Genomic DNA, 19,271 nt, shown 5'->3' on the forward strand with positions numbered 1-19,271 from the left:
CCTGCTTATTTCCGAGCCAAGATAACGTATTGCTGTGTTGTTGGTTTAAGTAATGCATCAAACATCACCACCTCATATAAAGGTGAAATATTTAAGTAGGCTGAAATACTTAAATACAGGCTACTCATGTTGTTTTCATTAATGAGCATCTCTACTTTTACCTGTTTTAAACGCGGTTCATGTGCACTGATAGACTGCTCAATTGAACGGCAAATTTTGTCACGATCTGTAGGATTCGCAGTCGACAAGCCAACAAAATCAATAATTCCAAATTGCAGAATTGAATTTTTTATCCCAGGATAATGCTCTTCCGTTTGGTTCAGGCGAGTCATCCGATTATTTAAAAGATCTTCGAGATCATGGGCAAGGGATTGTCTTAATTCTTGTATAGACAAACCTTGTCCATTGTATTGATCATCTACAGGTAATAAACGTTCGAATAACGTACTTCTAAATCCATAAGGATAAAGTTGATCCAGATTCATATTCTTTTCATTAGATATTTTCTAAAAGAGAAAGATAAAGGCTAGGGATATCAGCCTTTATCCAGGCTATGTAAATTAAGCTGCGTAAGAAGCAGTATTATTTGATAATGACCATTTCTTGGTAACTGCACCTTTTTGTGAACCGTTAATATCCTGCTGATTATAAGTCCACTCAACTGCAGCATATTTCAAACCAAATGTTTCAGTTGGAACGCCTTCCTGATTCACATTTGGTGTCACTTGAGAAACCAAGACATGCTTGAGTTTGATCTGCAAATACTTGATACGTTTGTCACCGTTGGCACGATAAAAATCAATTTGTACTTCATCAAAGGTATACCCTGCAGAGCAAGCCTCCCAAAGCTTTGGACTCGTTGCATCCAGATCCTTTACAAAGACCATATCAGAATGCTCAACTCGTTCTGCAGTATGGCCGCCCACACTTGAAGAGGTCGCGGATTTAGGCTGACGGATATGGTGTGCCCATGAATTTACTTCTAACCAGCTTTTATGTTCAGAATCGCGTGATTCGCCATCGACTTTATATTTGCCACGAAATTGGACGTAAATGTCTTTCATTTTAATAATTATCCTATTGTTATAAATACTTATAGTTCTTTAATCGCAGTAGTCCTATTGACTTGACTGCGGCAATTCAGTGACCAGCCTGAGTGATACAGAGAGCTCATCTAACTGAAAATGTGGTCTTAAAAAAACCACAGACTTGTAGTGACCAGGTTCAGCTGGATTTTCTACAACTTTGATCGAAGCTTCACGAAGCGGATATTGAGCTTTTGCTTCTTGTGAAGCACCGTCGTCTAGTAAAATGTACTGAGACAGCCAGTCATTAAGAAAGGCTTCAACATTTCCAGCCGAGGCAAAACTGCCCACTTTATCCCGCATCATGGCTTTTAAATAATGAGCGATACGTGAAACTGCCATAATGTATTGAATTTGACCTGATAATGCAGAATTGGCATTAGCAATATCATTGTCATATTTTTTGGCTTTTTGCACAGACTGTGCACCAAAGAACGCAGCATAGTTCGTATTTTTGCAATGAACTAAAGGAATAAAACCAAGATCACTCAGCTCTTTTTCACGCCGATCGGTAATGGCAATTTCTGTTGGACATTTAAAAATTACTTCACCGTCATTGGTCTTGAAGCTATGTACTGGAAGGCCCTCAACCAGACCACCACCTTCCACACCACGAATGGCTGCACACCAGCCATGCAGATCAAAGGCATTGGTCAAACGGGTGCCAAACGCATAAGCTGCATTCATCCAGAGGTATTCATTATGATGTTCACCAGAAACTTCCTCGATATAATTGAAGCCCTCAGTCACTGTACCTTCACGTGGATGATAAGGTAAGCGTCCCAGTACTCGAGGAATAGTCAGTGCCACATAGCGAGCATCTTCGCTTTCACGGAAAGAACGCCACTGTACATACTCTGCTGTTTCAAAAATTTTAGAAACATCACGTGGACGATCAATATCAGTAAATGATTCTAGTCCAAACATTGATGGGCTTGCAGCAGAAATAAATGGCGCATGTGCTGCCGCAGCGACATGAGAAATCTGTTCCAGAAGGTACGTATCTTCAGGTGTGCGGTCAAATTCATAGTCACCAATCAGCGTTGCATAAGGTGCACCACCGAATGAACCATATTCTTCTTCATAGATTTTCTTGAATAACGTACTTTGATCAAAATCGGTCGCACTTTGGAAATCTTTAATTAGTTCCCTTTTTGTAGTATTCATCATCCGGATCTTGATTAAAGAATGTGCTGGTGTTTCCTGGCAGAAATAATATAAACCACGCCAAGTAGACTCAACTTTTTGAAAAGCTTCATGATGCATAATCTTGCTAAGCTGACTTGAAATCATGGCATCAATTTCAGCAATACGCTTATCAAGTGCCAGCGTCATATTCTCAGAAACAGTAATGGTCCCTGCCATAACCTCTTTAGCAAGTTCACCAATCAAACTTTTAGCACGATCATGTTCTTTTTCAGTACGAGCAATACGGCTACGCTCGACAATTGAATCCAAAAGTGAATGTTCTTCAAGTGCAGTATCTATGGCAGTTGCAGCATTATAATTATTCATCACCAGCCTCCACACTGATCTTTTGTACTTGATCCGTGTTTTTCAGCACTTCATCCAATAAATCTTCCAGACGTTCACTATTGGAAATTTTATTACGCAGATCAGTCAAACGTCCACGTGCTTCAATCAGCTTACGTAACGGTTCCACCTGTTGCACAATTTGCTCTGGGCGAAAATCATTCATCCCATTGAATACCAGGTCAATCGCCATAGTGCCGCCGGCTTGGGTTAAAGTATTTTCAACCTGAAAATTTGCTCGTGGAGCAAGTGATTCCATCACTTCATCAATATTTTCTAAATCGACATTGATAAATTTTTTATCTTTTAATTTGGTTCTTTCCAGCTCAGAGGAAGCAGAAAAATCGCCTAAAACACCTACAACAAATGGTAGTTCCTTGATTTCCTTTCCATCACCTACTTCCACATCATAGGTTAGCTGCACACGTGGTGGTCGGATCCGCTGTAATTTTTTCTGTACGCTTTCACGTTTGGCCATTGTGTGTTTCCTTATTAATTATTCTTTAATGAACCAAATGGATTAGAACTGGCTGTATTGGTGCGAGTACTGATATTTTCAGTCTTTTTAATAGAGGCAGATTTGACTACATTTTTTGTTTTAGTGCTGGACGTAGTAGATCGCTTCATACTTACAGCAGTCTGTTTCTTGATATTCTTAATATTTGAAGCAGTATATGATTTAGGCTCAACCGATGCTGGTACAGGTTTTGCAAACTGAATATTCTCAGCCAACAGTTTAGCTTGAGGATAGGTCGTTTCATTTAAGGCACGAACTTCTGTACTACGCATTTGTTGCAAAGCATTCGATGAAATAGCGACTCCTGCCATAAAACCCAAGTCTGTTAAAGTCTGGTTATGCTGTTGTTGACGATGCAATTGATCAATCAAATTGAGTGCTTTGAGATGAGAACCTAACTCCACATAACGTTTAGCAATTTGTGTATTTAGTTCATGTTGTAAAGAAATATTTTTCTTCGCCGATTTATCACAAAGCTGTTGATATAAGCCAATTAATATTGGGTCTGTTTCACCCGCGGCATAAGGATTGGCCTTAATACATGATTTTTTTAATTCAGCAGCATGTACTTGTGGAAGGTAAAGACAGGCTGTACCAAATATAAATAATGATATGAAACTTATATACTTTTTCAAAATGAGCCTCAGTTGTTTTTGTTTGTTTTTATATTTTTTAATGTCTAAATATTATTTTTATTTGACAATCGTTTGGCGGATTTAACATAAAACATTAAGGAGAAGTCAAGCTAAAAGAGATTAACGGACTTAGTGACAAAAAATTTTAAGAATTGACAAAATTCTGATGAAAGATACAGACTTTTATTTTTGTTTGAGTAAAATGAGCCAAAATTGTTCGGTCAATTTTCATAAAAAGTATAAATATGGGCCGGATAAAAATAGAGAAATATTCATTTTAATAAATATAAAAAAACACAGCTATCCATTTAAAAATTATAAAGTTGTGTATGCTAACAATAATGAGAAACTCATGAATAATTTAAAAATTTTGATTTTGAAACTTTCTGAACATGCACGCCTATGTCTTGAGAAATCTGCCAATACCTGTATCCATCAAAAAAATTATGAAATTGAGATCGAGCATTTTTTTCTAGAATTACTCCAGCATCCAGAATTGAATGATTTAAAAATATTATTAGCAAAACATTGTATGGATAAAGACCATCTGATTAATCAGCTTGAACGAAGTATCCAGCAGCTTAGCAAGGGAAATTCCCGTACCCCTATTTTTGCCAAATCAATTATTCAACTCTTGGAACAGGCCTGGTTGCTGGCATCCGCAGATCAAAACCCAGTGATTCGTAGTGGCCACTTGTTAGTCGCTTTACTGATTTCGCCAGAGCTTTATCAAATTGCTCTTCGGGCATCTTCACTGTTTTCACATTTTCCAGTGGGCAGTATGAAGCATCAATTTCTGGAACAATGCCAGAAAAGTATTGAACAACTTAAAGTGCCTCAACCCTCTATTCCTTCTCCAGATTTATCTAATGTTCCCAAAAAGACACCCGCACTTGACCAATACACGATTAATCTGACTGAAAAGGCTCGTCGTGGTGATATTGATCCGGTGATTGGGCGTGAATTTGAAATCAGGTTAATGCTGGATATTCTATTGCGCCGCCGTCAGAACAACCCTATTCTCACTGGTGAACCAGGCGTAGGAAAAACTGCTGTAGTTGAAGGTTTAGCATTGAAAATTGTAAATGGCCAAGTTCCGGATGCCCTTAAAACAGTTGAGTTGCACGTATTGGATATGGGTTTATTACAGGCAGGTGCCAGTGTCAAAGGTGAATTTGAAAATCGCCTCAAGCAGGTCATTGCAGAAGTACAATCCTCTACCCAACCTTTTATTCTTTTTATTGATGAAGCACATACGCTGATTGGTGCTGGTGGTCAAGCTGGCCAGAATGATGCGGCAAATCTATTAAAACCGGCGCTAGCACGTGGTGAATTAAGAACTATTGCAGCGACGACTTGGGCTGAATATAAACATTATTTTGAAAAAGATGCTGCACTGAGCCGCCGCTTTCAGGTAATCAAAATTGAAGAACCAACTGAGCAGGTCGCCATCGATATGCTTCGTGCTATGGTTCCTGTGATGAGCCAGCATTTTCAAATCCAGATTGATGATGAAGCCATTCGTACCGCTGTGCATGCATCACATCGTTATATCAGTGGCCGTCAGTTACCGGACAAAGCAATTAGTGTATTAGATACTGCGGCTGCACGGGTGGCCTTGAGCCAAAATGCTCAACCAGCCAAATTAGATCAGTTACAGGCTCAACTGCATAATCTCAAGCTAGAATATCACCTTCTTGATCAAGAACAGACAACTTCATCTCGAACCGATCGGTTACAAGAGTTGTCAGATATGATTCATTCCATTGAAAAAGAGATTAACCAGACTCATGATCAATGGCAACAAGAGCTGCAGCTTATTCATGAGATTCATGGCTTAACTAAATCTGAAGCATCGATTGATCAATACCAGATTCATCAATTACGTCAAACATTAGCTAAGATTCAGGCGCAAAGTCCGTTGGTTTATGAACGTGTAGATGCCGACATTATTAATGAGATTATCTCGGACTGGACTGGAATTCCAGTCGGTAAAATGATGAGTGATGATATTTCGCAGATTCTTGATCTAAAAAACAAACTCTCACAGCGAGTCATGGGTCAGGATTATGCTTTAGAACAACTGGTTCAAGGCATTAAAACGTCAAAGGCTGGATTGGAAGATCCAAATAAACCTCAAGGAGTATTTTTACTCACCGGTCCAAGTGGAGTTGGAAAAACCGAAACAGCCCTCACTCTTGCTCAGGAACTCTATGGTGGTGAATCGCATCTAATCACGATTAATATGTCCGAGTATCAAGAGGCACATACAATTTCTTCTTTGAAAGGTGCACCCCCGGGCTATGTTGGGTATGGTCAAGGTGGTGTATTAACAGAAGCCGTTCGCCGCAATCCTTATAGTGTGGTACTTCTGGATGAAATCGAAAAAGCCCACCCAGATGTACAAGAATTATTTTATCAGGTCTTCGATAAAGGTGTGCTCGAAGACAGCGAAGGTCGCCTGATTAACTTTAAAAATACCACCATATTGCTGACTTCGAATGTCGGTTCACATGTCATTATGCAAGCCTGTATAAATCAAGAAGTTGATCAATGGCCAGATGCAGATACATTAATTGAGCAGCTAAAACCGAGTCTTTATAAACAGTTTAAACCAGCATTTTTAGGACGCATGCGAATTGTTCCTTATTATCCGCTTTCAGATGAACTGTTAATCCAGATAATTCAGCATAAATTAGGGAGAATTACCAAGAGGATTCAGCAGCAGTATGTGACTCAAGTGAGCTATAGCGATGAGGTACTAGAATTATTACTCAGTCGATGTACAGAAATAGATAGTGGTGCACGAAATATTGATCACATTTTAAATGCATCCATATTGCCAGATCTGGCGACAAAATTACTGGTGGCTATGAGTGAAAACCAACTGCCAAAACTGATTCATATCGATGTTCAGAAAGATACTTTCTATTATCATCTGGATACAGAATTATCAGTGCTTAAAAAAAGGCATTCCAAGAAAAATAAGACAAATGTTGCTTAAACAGCAAAGATTAAAATAAGAATAATTAGGATTCATAATGACATTGAAATTTGAATATTTATTTGAAGAAATTTCTATAGAGCATCCTTGCGGTATAGATTGCTCATTTTCGAACGAATTTCTAAGTATTAAAAGTGCCAGAATGCAGGATGATCCTTTACTGGATCAGGGAGAATGGGTTGCCGAACCCAAGCAAGCAGATTGGGCTTTAGTAGAAATAAAGTCGATAGAACTACTGACCGAAAAAACCAAAGATATCCGTTTATATACCTGGCTGATTGAAGCTTGGAGTCATCTATATGGTTTTGAAGGTGTTGCCTGTGGTTTGGAACTTTGTCATCGTAGCTTGGAGCAATACTGGTTGCAACTGCATCCTAAAATTGAAGAGAATGATCTGGATCAACGCTTGGGATTATTGGAAGGTTTTATTAATCAACTTCCGAGATTAATTAAACAGGTTCCTCTTATTCAGCAATCTCCTTTTTATAGTCTGAAAGACTATGACAATTTTCTATATTTACAGAATCAAAAACGTAAACAACAAGTAGATGATTTGGAAGCACAAGAAGGCTCCGAGCAAAAGTTAGAGCATTTTGAGCAGTTATTGCTTAATATTCCTAAAGAAGTTCAACAGCAAAATTATCAGTATATATTAGATATTCAACATCAATGGCAACAGTTCAAGTCTGCGCTTGATGAACTTCTTGGAATAGATGGGCCAAGTTTTGCTGCAGCTGATGCTCAATTAGAATCTATTTTTGCCAATACTCAGCGGATATATAAAAAAGACATAAGTTCAGCGAAATCTGCATCTCCGGCTCCAGACGATCATCAACTGGCTCAGATACTTGCTCAAAATGAAATAAACCTTTCTTCAGGTCAGGTGCTGCCAACTTTCCAGCAATCTGTTCAATTCCATAATCAAAATCATATTTTTAATCGTGAACAGGCTATCCAGATTCTGAAAGAAATTGCCGATTATTTTCAGATGAATGAGCCACATAGCCCGGTAAGCTATATGCTGCAAAAGACTATTACATGGAGCCAAATGCCTTTACATGAGTGGTTAGCCAAAGTGATTAAAAATGAAAATCCTTTAGAACATCTACATGAATTATTAGGCATCCCTGCCCAAAATGAATCAAGCTGCGAGTGGTGAAATCTCAATGTTTAAAGCAGAAAAAATACTTTGGGGTGAAGGTCTGTTTTTAAGACCTCAACATTTTCAATTACAGGATGCCTATCACGAACAGCGACTGAATCACACCATTCGTGCGACCCTCCCTTTTGCTCATGGCATTCAGTCGATTGAGTTTGATGAAGCTCAACTTGGAATGCAAATTCTGGCATTAAATAAAGTTGAAATGATCTGGCAAGATGGGGAAATTTATCAGGCACCTGCAAAGGATTTATTACCTGAACCGGTTCAGCTAGATACCCTAAATTTACAAAGTGAAATGCAAATTTATTTGGCCTTACCGATGGTACAGCCAAATAAACAGAATGTCAGTCATGCTGATCAAGCCCGACCTAGCCGTTATCATTCCCATTTAAGTTCAACTCATGACTTATTTACCGATGCAAGTACTGCGCAGATTACATTATTGCGCCGTCGTGCTGAATTAAAAATATTTGAAGTTAGCCAAGAACCTCAGCATCAGATGGATGGGTATCTATATCTTCCAGTAGGTCGAATTAAACGGCAAAGTTCGGGGAATTTTATTTTTGATCATAAATTTATTCCACCAATTTTACATATACAGGCCAATGTAAATCTTTTGGTTAATTTACAACGCACCTTGAATATCATTCAGGCAAAGATTAAGACCATCCAGAGTAATAATCGGGAAAATGAACAGAAACTGATTGAATTCCGCTCTGGGGATATTGTGTCTTTCTGGCTGGTCAATGCCTTAAATACTGCATATGCGAGCCTAAACCATATTTTGCAGTATCCGATTATTCATCCTGAACGTCTCTATAGTGAACTATTACGCCTAACTGGCTCATTGCTAACTTTTTCGACTGCTTATGATGTCGATCAACTGCCTAAATATCAGCACTATCATCTATACGAAAGCTTCAATCAGTTAGACATTATTTTAAGAAATCTACTGGATATCATTATCTCGAATCGTTATATCAGCATCTCCTTAAAAGAAACCCGACCATCCTATTGGCTTGGCAGTCTGGAAACCGACAAGATTACCCGAGATACGCGTCTATATCTGGCTGTTTCAACCAGTGCGATGCCTGTCCAAGATTTAATTGCTTATGTGCCGATCCGTTTTAAAGTTGGCAGTACAGTTGATGTTGAACAGCGAGTCATTGCTGCACTCCCTGCCATTCCAATTCAACATTTGATTCAGGTACCAACAGCGATCCCGGTTCGTTCTGGAGTCAGCTATTTCGAAATTGAACCGCATAACGATTTGTATCAACGCATGCTCGATTCAGAATCGATTTGCATTTATATCCCGAATGGATTTCAGGATATCAGGATCGAACTTATTGCTGTCATGAAAGGATAAGTATCATTATGAATACAATTACAAATTCTGCACCATCGCTATTTGATGATGGCCAGATCGGATCTGGACAGATTTTTACTCAAATGACTGATCAGAAATCTCATATGATGACCAATCTGATTGATCTTCTTTATGACGGATTTTATATTGTCTTTTTGCTAAAAAATCATTATATCCCTTCGCACCCAGCATCGTTTCGTGAAAAGATTCTGGAAATGCTAAACTATTTTGAGCATCAAGCACGTAAACAGCAATTTTCTTTTGAAGACATTCAGGATGCTAAATATGCTTATTGTGCCTTATTAGATGAAACCATTGTCACTCAGCAGGATGCCCGTTTCTTTGATCTGCAAAATTACTGGGTGATGGATCCATTACAGTTAAGCTTATTTGGTTCTCAACTCGCAGGTTATCGTTTCTTTGAGCATCTAGAGGAAATTCGTTATAAAGATAATGAACGTTTAGCAGTACTGGAAGTCTATCACTACTGCCTGTTATTAGGTTTTCATGGAAAATATCGGCTTGAGTCTGTGCATAGTTTGAATCAGCTGATTACCCAAGTGAGTGAACAGATTGATTACCTAAAAGGTAAGAAAACGCCGTTTTCCCCTTTTGCAGCACTACCTGACAAGATCAAACATATTATTCATCGTGAATTACCATTTTTATGGATTTTGGTATTTTTGCTTTTGTTCACTCTAATGAGTTTCGCAGGTCTAAAATATATGCTCTCGAGTGAAAGTACAGAAATTTTTACTCAATATCAGAATGTGATTAGTGCACCAACAGAACAGGCCTTCATCACGATTCATTTACCTTAATGAAACCTATAATAAATAATCCATAAAAACTTATAAAAAATAATAACTTAAAATCAAAATGAAGATAAAGCAAAGCAACTTATATCAAATAATGTGTCATTTCTTCCTGGAAAAAAATGCTTTAATTTATGAATATTTTAATATCAGGCTAATATTAAACTGCTCGAATGGGATGACCGCTAGATGATTTTTATCATTATTAGCAGCTTTATTCTTCTCAGCTGTATTTTGATTTTGATGCAATTCTATGAGCTTAGGCAGCATATACAGAACTCTTTAATTGCATGGCTGCCACAAACTAAAAAACAGTTCATCACAATTAAGCAATTTATACATCAATTTAAACTGGCTGGATCTCCAGACTATCTACAATCACATTGGTATTTACAACAATGGTGGATCTTGATTGCCGGGTCTATATTGTTTATCAGTATCCTGATTTTTTCTTTGACTCGGCCTGTTTCTGCCAGTATGTCTGAGGCACGTTATTTACAAAAAGTCGACCCGCAAATATATGCACTTTTAGAAGGTCAAATTTTGACTCCACCTGAAAAAGTCGATGAGGCTCTTATTCTGGAAGCTTTGCAGGAAGATCAATATGCCCATCAACCGGTAATTTCAGCGCAACGATTTAATTCCAATATTCAGGATATACATTTAAACCACTATCAAGATCTGAATCAAGCTGATCGCAAATGGCATAAGATGAATCCGCGTTTTAAGCAGCGTTTATTGATGGTATTTAAAATCATGCAGGAACAGCATGGTTATGAACTGGTATTGCTTGAAGGCTATCGGAGTCCTGAAAGACAGAATTCGCTGGCAGTGAATAGTAATATTACTCGTGCCAAAGGCTTTCAGAGTTATCATCAGTTTGGTTTGGCTGCAGATATTGCTTTTAAGCGTCATGGCAAAGTGGTGATTAGTGAACGTGATCCATGGGCTATGCGCGGTTATCAACTGTATGGACAAATCGCAGAGTCAGTTGGACTCACTTGGGGGGGACGATGGAAAACCATTCAAGATTATGGGCATACGGAATATCGTATGCCTGGTCTGAAGAAAACTCCTGAAATGGCTTATCAATTAATAAATGAAAGTCAGCTGCAAACTCATGCAATAACCTCCCAACCATAAAGAATGAGCAGAAGATACATCTGCTCATTTCTATTATTTATTTTTCATCAATAAAATTCTGCATATGCTGCAAAACTTCCGCCGTCTTTTCACCATGTAGCCAGTGCCCTGCATTTTCAATCACTTCAATCCGTGCATGAAAAAATTGCTGATTAATGGCTTCAAAATGTTCAGGTTTAGAGATATATAATGAATTTCCACCTCTTAAGAATAACGCTGGAAGTTCATTTTTTTCTATCTTCTCCCAAGTAGTAATATCTTCATAATGATCAAACAGTGCTTGCACATTAAACAACCACTGCCCTTTATTGAATGATTTTAAAAGAAACTGGATGACCATTTCCTCTTGGATATATTCACGCATAATTTTTGCTGCTTCATTCCGTGAAGCAACTTGCGCCTGCTGGACTGCAAACAAGGCTTTAAATATTTCAGAATGATGGTTTTCTTGATATTGAATTGGCGTGATATCTAATACAACCAGTTTTTCAATCTGATCAGGCGCCAGGTCTGCCAGCTTCATGGCAATTTTTCCACCCATCGAATGTCCGACTGCAATAAATTTTTTAATATTTAAACTGGCTAAAGTTTCTAAAATATCTTCAGCCATGATTTGATAATTCACTTCATAAGAATGGCCAGATAAACCATGATTTCTGACATCAATTTGAATTGTAGTTGTCTGCTCTGAAAAATGTCGGGCTAACATACCTAAATTACTTAAACTACCAAATAAACCGTGAATAAATACCATTGGTGCTAAAGTTGATGTTTCATGGGTTTGTATTTGATAATTCAGGATCATTTGAGAATTCCGTGATTTCCTATGTTAGGTGTTAATAGTGGATTTATATTGGAAGTTAATCAATTGCCAATGACATAATTTAAAATTTTGCTTAGGCTATTTTTATGGAAATAAAATATGCTTAGGCTAAATTGCAATATCTGCTCATAATTGAGTGTCACACTAGATCATTAATAAAAAAAATATTTTAAAATTTTTAGGAAATATACGAGTTTTAGAGGTTTATTTGGTATTAAGTTTTAATTATGAGATATGGATTTTGCGAGAATAAATATAAAGTAGAAAATTGCTTAGGCTATTTTAGCGTGCAATGATTTTAGCACCCTTCGTTTGAGTAAAAAAGAAACACATAAATATTTAATATTTCTTAATAAATTTCAAAAGTAGCTGATATATACCCGGTAAAATTTGTATATAAATAGATTTTTATAAAGTTTATTTAATGAGTAATTTAAAAAGCACTGAAATCCTTATGCTACGTATCAGAGTATTTATGCATTTTATAAGCAAGCTGAGAGTCGAAAAAACGAGCTAATTTTTTGACCCTACCCTTTTGATTCATATACCTTCATTCAGGCCAACATCCCTAAATAAGATATGAATATTTAATTTCATTAGCTTCTATATGCTTCATATCTGATAGTTTAAAGTAGTGTATAAAATGTATTCTAAGGCTATCTTATGAACAATTTAGTTAAAAAAACATTGAATTCTTAGTGGAACAAGACGTTGTTGAATCAGCAGAATGTGTAATAGCAGAAGCGGGTTTAACTCCAGCAGAATTGATCACGATAGTTTATGGTGAAATTGTTCGAACAGGTCAAATACCTATTATCCCTCAAGTAGGAACTAAGGATTTCAATATAGCTCGATTAACAGCAGCGAGTTACTCTATTCCAACTGTCAAAGTTTCCATTCCAGAACAGAAGGATGCATTTTTAAATGATGATGGTGGCTATTAAAACTCAAGACAATGCTCTTGCTTTTATGGATTAATTACACTTCCCTACTTTTACAAAATATTGCGGTGGTCATACCTGAATTATTCATACTTTGTGCTTGTCGATCCAAAAAGTTTTTAGCAATCATCGCCATTGTGGGCGCCATATTGAGCTCTTGATTTTCTTCAGAGACTTTTTGAATCTCTTCATAAGCCGTTAAACGCTGACAGAATGCCTGACGTTGACTTTGTGCATCAGCATTCTGATCTGGCTCATCTAAAATATGTTTGGTTTCATTGACTTTTTTTGTTTGCGCAGCAATAAACTGATCATAATCCACTTGTGAAAGCTTTTCGGCAAAAGCCATATTGTTCAATTGCATGCAAATAAAGAAAGTACATATTAAAGATGAGGATTTGATCATTTCGAAGGTCTTCTTTTAGTTTTCTTCTTTCCAGACATCTTCATAATCATCTGCATCAATCATGAAGCGGTAGCCCTGCTCTAAAGCCAGGTAAGGTAAAACTTCAGGGGCGATATCCTGTAACTCACGCACAGTCATGGTTTCAAAAGCATCTTCATTTGAAGCCAGTTCACCACCATAAATATACCAGCTAATATTTTCGTCTGTTTCAGGCTTTCTACGGATTCCGACAATTGGATCCTGCTTCAATGTATGTACAGCCACTGCAACGACATCATCACCACTTACTTCTACATAGGCAGAACCGACCTCTTCACACAGCAATTTCTGCTCTGCAATCAGTTCCTGTAATGGTGATAATTTCTGCGTGTTTTTCGACATTCGGTTTGACTCATTAAATTCTTTAAATACCGCTTTAGTTTAGCCTAGTTTTAAAAAATCTAATGCGTATTTTTATAAACAACCTGAAGATCTGTCCTTAAAAAGGATTAAAGACAGATCGGAAATTAAACTTATTGGAAAACTTTGAAGCGTTGATCATCTTCCAGATAATTTTTCGCACGCGCTTCACCTTCAACTGAACCAAATACCAGTTGAGCACGAAGTTTCCAGTTTTCTGGAATATCCCATTCTGCATGAACCTGCTCATCTACTATTGGATTATAGTGTTGTAAAGATGCACCCAGGCCTTCAGTATGCAATGCTGTCCAGGTAGAGAACTGAGCAATAGCAGTTGAATGTTCTGCCCAGATTGGGAAATTCTCGGCATAAGATGGGAATTGCTCTTGCAAGCCTTTTACTACATTTTGATCTTCAAAGAATAAAACTGTACCCGTACCTGCAGCAAAGGTTGCCATTTTTGCAGTTGTTTTTGCAGCACTTTCTTCATCTTTGGCATAGCTTTTTAATTTATCAGCAACAAAGCCCCAGAATTTTTCATGTTCGCCATTGAATAAAATAACGGCGCGAGATGATTGTGAGTTAAAAGATGACGGACTTTGCTTGATCGCATTTTGAATCAAATCAGTTAAATATTCAGGAGACTGTTCTACATTTTTACCAATGGCATAAATAGTACGGCGTTTTGTAATTAAATCTAAAAACTGATTCGACATTCGGTTAAATCCTTGGATATATCTTCGGGAAAACTGGAACCTTCACTTATTTTTATGAAGGAATTCTAATGAATAAGAATTCTGTGATTCATTTACTCATTAGTACTGATAGCTTAAAAAAATATGACTGGAATAGCTATATTATTAAAGTAATATCTTTATATATTCTTTTGATAAAAAATAGTTTTTTAATTTATTGTTTATCAAACGATAAAATAAATGCCCTTTTCTGAGCCACTTTCTGTTTTAAAATAAGTCACCATGTTTAATCATGTAGCAGAAAGTTGTTTTGATGATAAATATAGAAATTTGCTTAGGCTATTTATTATAAGGGAAATGTCAATCCTAAGAAATCGCTATATAAAATCATCCCCCAATTTGGAGGATGAAATTGAATGAATCAGCTTAAATTTACTTAGAATTTGGCATTAAGCACTTGAGCAGAGACTTTATTTTTCCAAAGATCACGTAAGGTTGGTAAATAGAATTTTTCACCTAGTTCTACCAGTTCAGCATCAATCAAGCCATGCACATCATGCATAAATAGGTAATCTAGATCCACACTAGAAAGCTTAAGATGTTTCTTCTGATATTCTCTGCGTTTTTGCTGTGCCTCTTTCACCAACTGATCTGCAAATGTCTTATCTTTATACTGGGTGATCGCATTTAAACGCAATTCAATAATACCCCACCCTGTTAATAACATCTGAAACGTTTCAAAGTCCTGAGTGGTTGATTCCCAGGTCATTTCATCAAGATTTTCATTTTCCGGGAGAACAGGTAAAAGAAGTTCCATTACGCTTGGAAAAATCTTTTTAAAATTCAGAATAAATTTAACAGGATGCTCACCTGGATAATCCTTGAATTGAACCTTTTTTTGAACATCTGTTAAATAAATATCAAGCATTAAATTTTCCTTAAACAACCTGCCATTTTATGGATGTTTATTCATAAGTCATAGAAACTCATGCTGAATAAACGACAAACAGCAGTAAAAACGAACTGCATTTTAGCAGCTATATACGCTTATTCAATGTTAATTCGGTATGAGAAGCCATGAGGATAGGCTTTAGCACTAAAAAACTTCAATAGTTATCTCTAAACATCCTTCTAATACGATTTCACCCGTAATTTTAAATTCTTTCTTTTATTTACTCATGAATCTATAAACTTAAGAACTCCTGATGAGGAGAATAAAAAAGCCCACTCACAGAGCAGGCTTAATAAACAATTATAATTTGAGTTAATCTATCTCACCAGTTTTTCCGGTTCCCATACATTCGATACACTGTTTGGCTTCCACAACGTTATAGCCGCTACCGCTACAGCCACTACACTTCTTTTTTGTATAATCTGGATATAGATCCTCATCTGGATAGGGCTCTTCCAGATCAAAATCATCATCAAAGTCAGTCATCACCCTTACCTCATTTTTCTAGTTATCAGGGAATTTCTATTAGTAATCCTTCGTTGTATATCTGTCAAAACCTGAACGATAGATGGTTCATAGCATTTAATAAACAAGCTCAGTTGAATATGAATTTTCTAGCAAAAACATGTGCTTGTTATTTTATTAAAATTTGTATGAATAATCCTTAGATATAATAAAGCCCACATTTAGAGGGCTTTATTATTTAACCATAATTAGAAGACTTATTTTACGTTTGGAGCCACCATATTCTCAGGACGCACCACTTGATCAAACTGTTCTGCAGTCACCAATCCGAGTTCGACTGCGACCTGTTTTAAGGTTTTACCTTCTTTATAGGCGGTCTTGGCCACTTTAGCTGCATTCTCATAACCAATGACTGGATTTAATGCAGTGACCAGCATTAATGAATCATGCAGGAAGTGTTCAATCTTGTCACGATTAGGTTCGATTCCGACTGCACAGTTATCGTTAAAGCTGTTACATGCATCGCCAAGCAGTTGAATAGACTGCAACAGGTTATAAGCAATCACTGGCATAAAGACATTCAGCTCAAAATTCCCTGATGCACCGGCCACATTAATCGTCGTGTCATTTCCTAGAACTTGGGCAACTACCATGGTCATGGCTTCACTTTGAGTTGGGTTCACCTTACCCGGCATGATACTTGAACCCGGTTCATTTTCAGGAATACGTAATTCACCAAAACCACAACGTGGTCCACTTGCCAACCAGCGAATATCATTGGCAATTTTATTCAGGCTAACCGCTAAAGTCTTTAAAGCACCTGAAGCAAAAACTGCTGCATCACGGCCGGCTAAAGCTTCGAACTTATTAGGAGCGGTGACAAAAGGAAAACCCGTTAATTCAGCTAGAGTATCGGCGGCTTTAACGGCGTAATCTGGATGGGCATTGAGGCCTGTACCGACGGCGGTTCCACCCAGTGGCAATTCATATAATCCTTGCAAAGCTTGATACAGACGAATCAAGGCATGATCCAGTTGAGAGACATATCCACTGAATTCCTGACCTAAAGTTAAAGGTGTGGCATCTTGAAGATGGGTACGACCAATTTTTACAATCTCGGCAAATTCCTGAGATTTGGCATGCAAGGTATCACGTAAACGTGTCACTGCCGGAATTAACAGTTCGTTGATCTGTAAGCTAGCTGCCACATGAATCGCGGTCGGAAAAGAATCATTGGTCGATTGAGCGCGGTTGACATGATCATTTGGATGCACAGGCTTTTGTGCACCTAAAGGATTGCCCAGTTTCTGGTTAGCAATATTGGCAATCACTTCATTACAGTTCATGTTACTTTGCGTGCCCGAACCGGTTTGCCATACAACTAAGGGGAACTGGCTATCCCATTGACCGCTAATCACTTCATCCGCAGCACCGATGATATAGGTCGATAACTCATGAGGAATCTGGTTTAACTCGGCATTGGTGATTGCAGCTGCTTTCTTGACCAAGCCCATGGCACGAATCATGGCGCGCGGCAGATGCTCATTGCCAATCTTGAAGTTCTGTAGACTACGCTGAGTTTGTGCGCCCCAAAGTGCTTCACTCGGTACAGCGACTTCTCCCATCGTGTCATGTTCAATACGTGTTTGCATGCTCAACCTCAATTGTTATTTCATGTTTTACTCATTTAGAAAGCAGGTTCAATACTGTACTTCATTCATTCATCTTAATGGGTTTGATTAATTTTGCAAATGATAATTATTATCAATAATTAGCTTATAGGATTCTAAATCACTGCCCTCTTAATGTATTCTGATAGAACAGCCATTCGTCCTCTAACATTTTCCTCAAGGTATAACGTGGTTGCCAATGTAATAACTGCTGGGCCTTATCCGTATTAGCACCCAGCTGATCCATTTCAGCATGCGGATATGGCAAGGTCTCTACTGTAGGAACAGCGGATTGAGTGACTTCTGCAACCTGATCCAGCAAAGTCTGCATTGAGATTAGCTCTCCAGCAATATTAAAGGCTTCGCAAGTCCATTGTTGCTGTTGCGAGAGCCAATGTAGTGATTTGAATACCGCATCACAGACATCCATTACATGTAGAAAGCTGCGTTCTACCGTATAGTCTTCGGTCTTTGCCTGACGGCGCAATTCCAAATATTCACGCTGCTTCGCACCCACCTGCATAGCCAGAGGCACAATATTCTTTGGTAAAGGCGGCACCCATTCACCTAAAATGCCATTTTCAAAAGCGCCCGCGACATTGGAAAGACGTAACATCGCAATACGCCATTCATTGTCCGTCTTGGCAGTATCCCGGATGATTTCTTCCACCATCTGTTGGGATTTAATATAAGGGTTTGGGTAAGTGTAATTGAAAGCCTGATCTTCTTTTAAATCCGTTCCAGAATGCCCATATATAGTCAATGAAGACAAATGCACAAGATTGCGTACTCCGGTACGTTGCATGGCACGCATCAGGCTCATGATACAGCTGACATTATCATTATAATATTCAAGTGGTTTTAAAACTGATTCTTCTAATGATTTAAAGCTTGCAGTATGAATGACAGCCTGCACGGAATTCTGTTCAAAAACTTTATTTAATGCTGGAGTGTTACGGATATCAATTTTGACAAAAGGCACATAGCGATCGGAAATAAATTCAAGGCGTTCTAGGGTCTGCAGACTGGCATTGGCCAGATTATCAACCACAATGACCTCTAGTCCTTGTGCCATCAGACTTAAAGCAATATGTGAGCCTAAAAAGCCTAAACCACCCGTCACTAAAATCATTGTTTATTAACTCCGCTTTAGAATCAGTATCTTACATTGATATGGTGTTTATTTGGTGCTTTCTCCGACTTATCCACAGGATCAAAAACGCAAAAACCGACCCAAATTTCTTCTGAGCCGGCTAATCTGCTCAATAAGTATATTTTATTTTACAGGTCGAACAAAAGTTGATTGTTATGTAATGTATGGAATTCATGACAATGAATTAAGCCCTCACTTCGAGGGCTTTTGACTAACATCACTATGTATTTTTAAAATCAATATAAATGTGACTCATGCTAAATTAATTATTTTGATATTAAGAAAATTCACATTATGAAAAGACCTCTTTCATAAATCATTTTTTGCTCAGTTCCAAGTTGTAGATTCCAGCGATTAAATTGAATCTCAAACCAAGCCTTTTACCTCTATTTCGATAACGCTCAGCAAGGATTTTGAAGGTTTTCAGGCTGCCAAATACATGCTCAATTCCAATTCTTCTTTTATTGATTTCTTGATTATAGATTTTCAATTCAGGATCCAATT

The 19,271-nt window shown here is 37.7% G+C and carries 20 protein-coding genes; 6 read left to right on the plus strand and 14 right to left on the minus strand.

Translation table 11 applies throughout. From position 1 onward, the window contains the following. Window positions 1-5: 5 nt before the first annotated feature. The 5 genes from tssE to RJ01_RS13435 all read right to left on the minus strand — a co-directional run bounded on the left by tssE (window position 6) and on the right by RJ01_RS13435 (window position 3,770). Window positions 6-485: a type VI secretion system baseplate subunit TssE gene (gene tssE, locus RJ01_RS13415; protein ID WP_034171456.1), complete on the minus strand. Its 480-nt coding sequence runs from the start codon at window positions 483-485 to the stop codon at window positions 6-8. Between the two features lie 75 nt (window positions 486-560). After that, on the minus strand, window positions 561-1,064 hold the full coding sequence (locus RJ01_RS13420; protein ID WP_004785894.1) for a type VI secretion system tube protein Hcp: 504 nt from the start codon (window positions 1,062-1,064) through the stop codon (window positions 561-563). A 54-nt stretch (window positions 1,065-1,118) separates the two neighbouring features. Then, window positions 1,119-2,600 carry a type VI secretion system contractile sheath large subunit gene (gene tssC / locus RJ01_RS13425; RefSeq protein ID WP_034171457.1) on the minus strand — a complete coding sequence of 494 codons (1,482 nt, stop codon included), beginning with the start codon at window positions 2,598-2,600 and terminating at the stop codon, window positions 1,119-1,121. After that, on the minus strand, window positions 2,593-3,096 hold the full coding sequence (gene tssB / locus RJ01_RS13430; protein WP_034171458.1) for a type VI secretion system contractile sheath small subunit: 504 nt from the start codon (window positions 3,094-3,096) through the stop codon (window positions 2,593-2,595). The genes tssC and tssB overlap by 8 nt, the downstream gene beginning before the upstream one ends. Window positions 3,097-3,110: 14 nt before the next feature. After that, window positions 3,111-3,770, minus strand: a complete 660-nt coding sequence (locus RJ01_RS13435; protein ID WP_034171459.1) for a hypothetical protein — start codon at window positions 3,768-3,770, stop codon at window positions 3,111-3,113. A gap of 352 nt (window positions 3,771-4,122) precedes the next feature. Between RJ01_RS13435 and tssH the strand changes: the two genes are divergently transcribed. The 5 genes from tssH (at window position 4,123) to RJ01_RS13460 (ending at window position 11,263) form a co-directional block, all read left to right on the plus strand. Continuing rightward, on the plus strand, window positions 4,123-6,774 hold the full coding sequence (tssH, locus tag RJ01_RS13440; protein ID WP_034171460.1) for a type VI secretion system ATPase TssH: 2,652 nt from the start codon (window positions 4,123-4,125) through the stop codon (window positions 6,772-6,774). Between the two features lie 37 nt (window positions 6,775-6,811). Beyond that, on the plus strand, window positions 6,812-7,933 hold the full coding sequence (gene tssA, locus RJ01_RS13445; protein ID WP_034171461.1) for a type VI secretion system protein TssA: 1,122 nt from the start codon (window positions 6,812-6,814) through the stop codon (window positions 7,931-7,933). Window positions 7,934-7,940: 7 nt separating this feature from the next. Then, window positions 7,941-9,305: a type VI secretion system baseplate subunit TssK gene (tssK, locus tag RJ01_RS13450; RefSeq protein ID WP_034171472.1), complete on the plus strand. Its 1,365-nt coding sequence runs from the start codon at window positions 7,941-7,943 to the stop codon at window positions 9,303-9,305. Between the two features lie 8 nt (window positions 9,306-9,313). After that, a complete protein-coding gene (gene icmH, locus RJ01_RS13455) occupies window positions 9,314-10,126 on the plus strand; it encodes a type IVB secretion system protein IcmH/DotU (protein ID WP_034171462.1) in 813 nt (270 codons plus the stop codon). Between the two features lie 183 nt (window positions 10,127-10,309). Further along, window positions 10,310-11,263 carry a M15 family metallopeptidase gene (locus tag RJ01_RS13460; RefSeq protein ID WP_034171463.1) on the plus strand — a complete coding sequence of 318 codons (954 nt, stop codon included), beginning with the start codon at window positions 10,310-10,312 and terminating at the stop codon, window positions 11,261-11,263. Between the two features lie 37 nt (window positions 11,264-11,300). Here RJ01_RS13460 and RJ01_RS13465 read toward each other — a convergent pair whose 3' ends face one another. Continuing rightward, on the minus strand, window positions 11,301-12,068 hold the full coding sequence (locus RJ01_RS13465) for an alpha/beta fold hydrolase (RefSeq protein WP_034171464.1): 768 nt from the start codon (window positions 12,066-12,068) through the stop codon (window positions 11,301-11,303). 716 nt (window positions 12,069-12,784) lie between these two features. On the opposite strand from RJ01_RS13465, the gene RJ01_RS13470 reads away from it, so the two are divergent. Then, window positions 12,785-13,030 carry a damage-inducible protein J gene (locus RJ01_RS13470; protein WP_227504439.1) on the plus strand — a complete coding sequence of 82 codons (246 nt, stop codon included), beginning with the start codon at window positions 12,785-12,787 and terminating at the stop codon, window positions 13,028-13,030. 34 nt (window positions 13,031-13,064) lie between these two features. Here the strand turns inward: RJ01_RS13470 and RJ01_RS13475 are convergent, their stop codons facing one another. The 8 genes from RJ01_RS13475 to RJ01_RS13505 form a co-directional block, all read right to left on the minus strand. Continuing rightward, window positions 13,065-13,433: a hypothetical protein gene (locus tag RJ01_RS13475; protein WP_034171466.1), complete on the minus strand. Its 369-nt coding sequence runs from the start codon at window positions 13,431-13,433 to the stop codon at window positions 13,065-13,067. Between the two features lie 15 nt (window positions 13,434-13,448). After that, window positions 13,449-13,814, minus strand: a complete 366-nt coding sequence (locus RJ01_RS13480) for a hypothetical protein (RefSeq protein ID WP_034171467.1) — start codon at window positions 13,812-13,814, stop codon at window positions 13,449-13,451. 131 nt (window positions 13,815-13,945) lie between these two features. Continuing rightward, entirely contained in the window at window positions 13,946-14,548 is a 603-nt protein-coding gene (locus RJ01_RS13485; protein ID WP_034171468.1) for a nitroreductase family protein, read from the minus strand. 415 nt (window positions 14,549-14,963) lie between these two features. After that, window positions 14,964-15,455 (minus strand): hypothetical protein, encoded by a 492-nt coding sequence (locus RJ01_RS13490; RefSeq protein WP_005235543.1) that lies wholly within the window; start codon window positions 15,453-15,455, stop codon window positions 14,964-14,966. A 336-nt stretch (window positions 15,456-15,791) separates the two neighbouring features. Next, on the minus strand, window positions 15,792-15,965 hold the full coding sequence (locus RJ01_RS16435; protein ID WP_162835343.1) for a hypothetical protein: 174 nt from the start codon (window positions 15,963-15,965) through the stop codon (window positions 15,792-15,794). A 236-nt stretch (window positions 15,966-16,201) separates the two neighbouring features. Continuing rightward, complete coding sequence (gene fumC, locus RJ01_RS13495; protein ID WP_034171469.1) at window positions 16,202-17,596, minus strand: class II fumarate hydratase; 1,395 nt, start codon at window positions 17,594-17,596, stop codon at window positions 16,202-16,204. Window positions 17,597-17,735: 139 nt separating this feature from the next. After that, window positions 17,736-18,746, minus strand: a complete 1,011-nt coding sequence (locus tag RJ01_RS13500) for an NAD-dependent epimerase/dehydratase family protein (protein WP_034171470.1) — start codon at window positions 18,744-18,746, stop codon at window positions 17,736-17,738. Between the two features lie 337 nt (window positions 18,747-19,083). After that, window positions 19,084-19,271 (minus strand): transposase (locus RJ01_RS13505; protein ID WP_034171471.1); only part of this gene is annotated, 188 nt, incomplete at its 5' end.

Source organism: Acinetobacter sp. YZS-X1-1 (genome assembly GCF_000804305.1).
GTDB lineage: Bacteria > Pseudomonadota > Gammaproteobacteria > Pseudomonadales > Moraxellaceae > Acinetobacter > Acinetobacter variabilis.

Bases quoted from the DNA above. Each gene is read 5' to 3' on its own strand.
- tssE (WP_034171456.1), bottom strand. From the start codon at position 485: ATGAATCTGGATCAACTTTATCCTTATGGATTTAGAAGTACGTTATTC.
- RJ01_RS13420 (WP_004785894.1), bottom strand. From the start codon at position 1,064: ATGAAAGACATTTACGTCCAATTTCGTGGCAAATATAAAGTCGATGGC.
- tssC (WP_034171457.1), bottom strand. From the start codon at position 2,600: ATGAATAATTATAATGCTGCAACTGCCATAGATACTGCACTTGAAGAA.
- tssB (WP_034171458.1), bottom strand. From the start codon at position 3,096: ATGGCCAAACGTGAAAGCGTACAGAAAAAATTACAGCGGATCCGACCA.
- tssH (WP_034171460.1), top strand. From the start codon at position 4,123: ATGAATAATTTAAAAATTTTGATTTTGAAACTTTCTGAACATGCACGC.
- tssA (WP_034171461.1), top strand. From the start codon at position 6,812: ATGACATTGAAATTTGAATATTTATTTGAAGAAATTTCTATAGAGCAT.
- tssK (WP_034171472.1), top strand. From the start codon at position 7,941: ATGTTTAAAGCAGAAAAAATACTTTGGGGTGAAGGTCTGTTTTTAAGA.
- icmH (WP_034171462.1), top strand. From the start codon at position 9,314: ATGAATACAATTACAAATTCTGCACCATCGCTATTTGATGATGGCCAG.
- RJ01_RS13460 (WP_034171463.1), top strand. From the start codon at position 10,310: ATGATTTTTATCATTATTAGCAGCTTTATTCTTCTCAGCTGTATTTTG.
- RJ01_RS13465 (WP_034171464.1), bottom strand. From the start codon at position 12,068: ATGATCCTGAATTATCAAATACAAACCCATGAAACATCAACTTTAGCA.
- RJ01_RS13475 (WP_034171466.1), bottom strand. From the start codon at position 13,433: ATGATCAAATCCTCATCTTTAATATGTACTTTCTTTATTTGCATGCAA.
- RJ01_RS13480 (WP_034171467.1), bottom strand. From the start codon at position 13,814: ATGTCGAAAAACACGCAGAAATTATCACCATTACAGGAACTGATTGCA.
- RJ01_RS13485 (WP_034171468.1), bottom strand. From the start codon at position 14,548: ATGTCGAATCAGTTTTTAGATTTAATTACAAAACGCCGTACTATTTAT.
- RJ01_RS13490 (WP_005235543.1), bottom strand. From the start codon at position 15,455: ATGCTTGATATTTATTTAACAGATGTTCAAAAAAAGGTTCAATTCAAG.
- RJ01_RS16435 (WP_162835343.1), bottom strand. From the start codon at position 15,965: ATGACTGACTTTGATGATGATTTTGATCTGGAAGAGCCCTATCCAGAT.
- fumC (WP_034171469.1), bottom strand. From the start codon at position 17,596: ATGCAAACACGTATTGAACATGACACGATGGGAGAAGTCGCTGTACCG.
- RJ01_RS13500 (WP_034171470.1), bottom strand. From the start codon at position 18,746: ATGATTTTAGTGACGGGTGGTTTAGGCTTTTTAGGCTCACATATTGCT.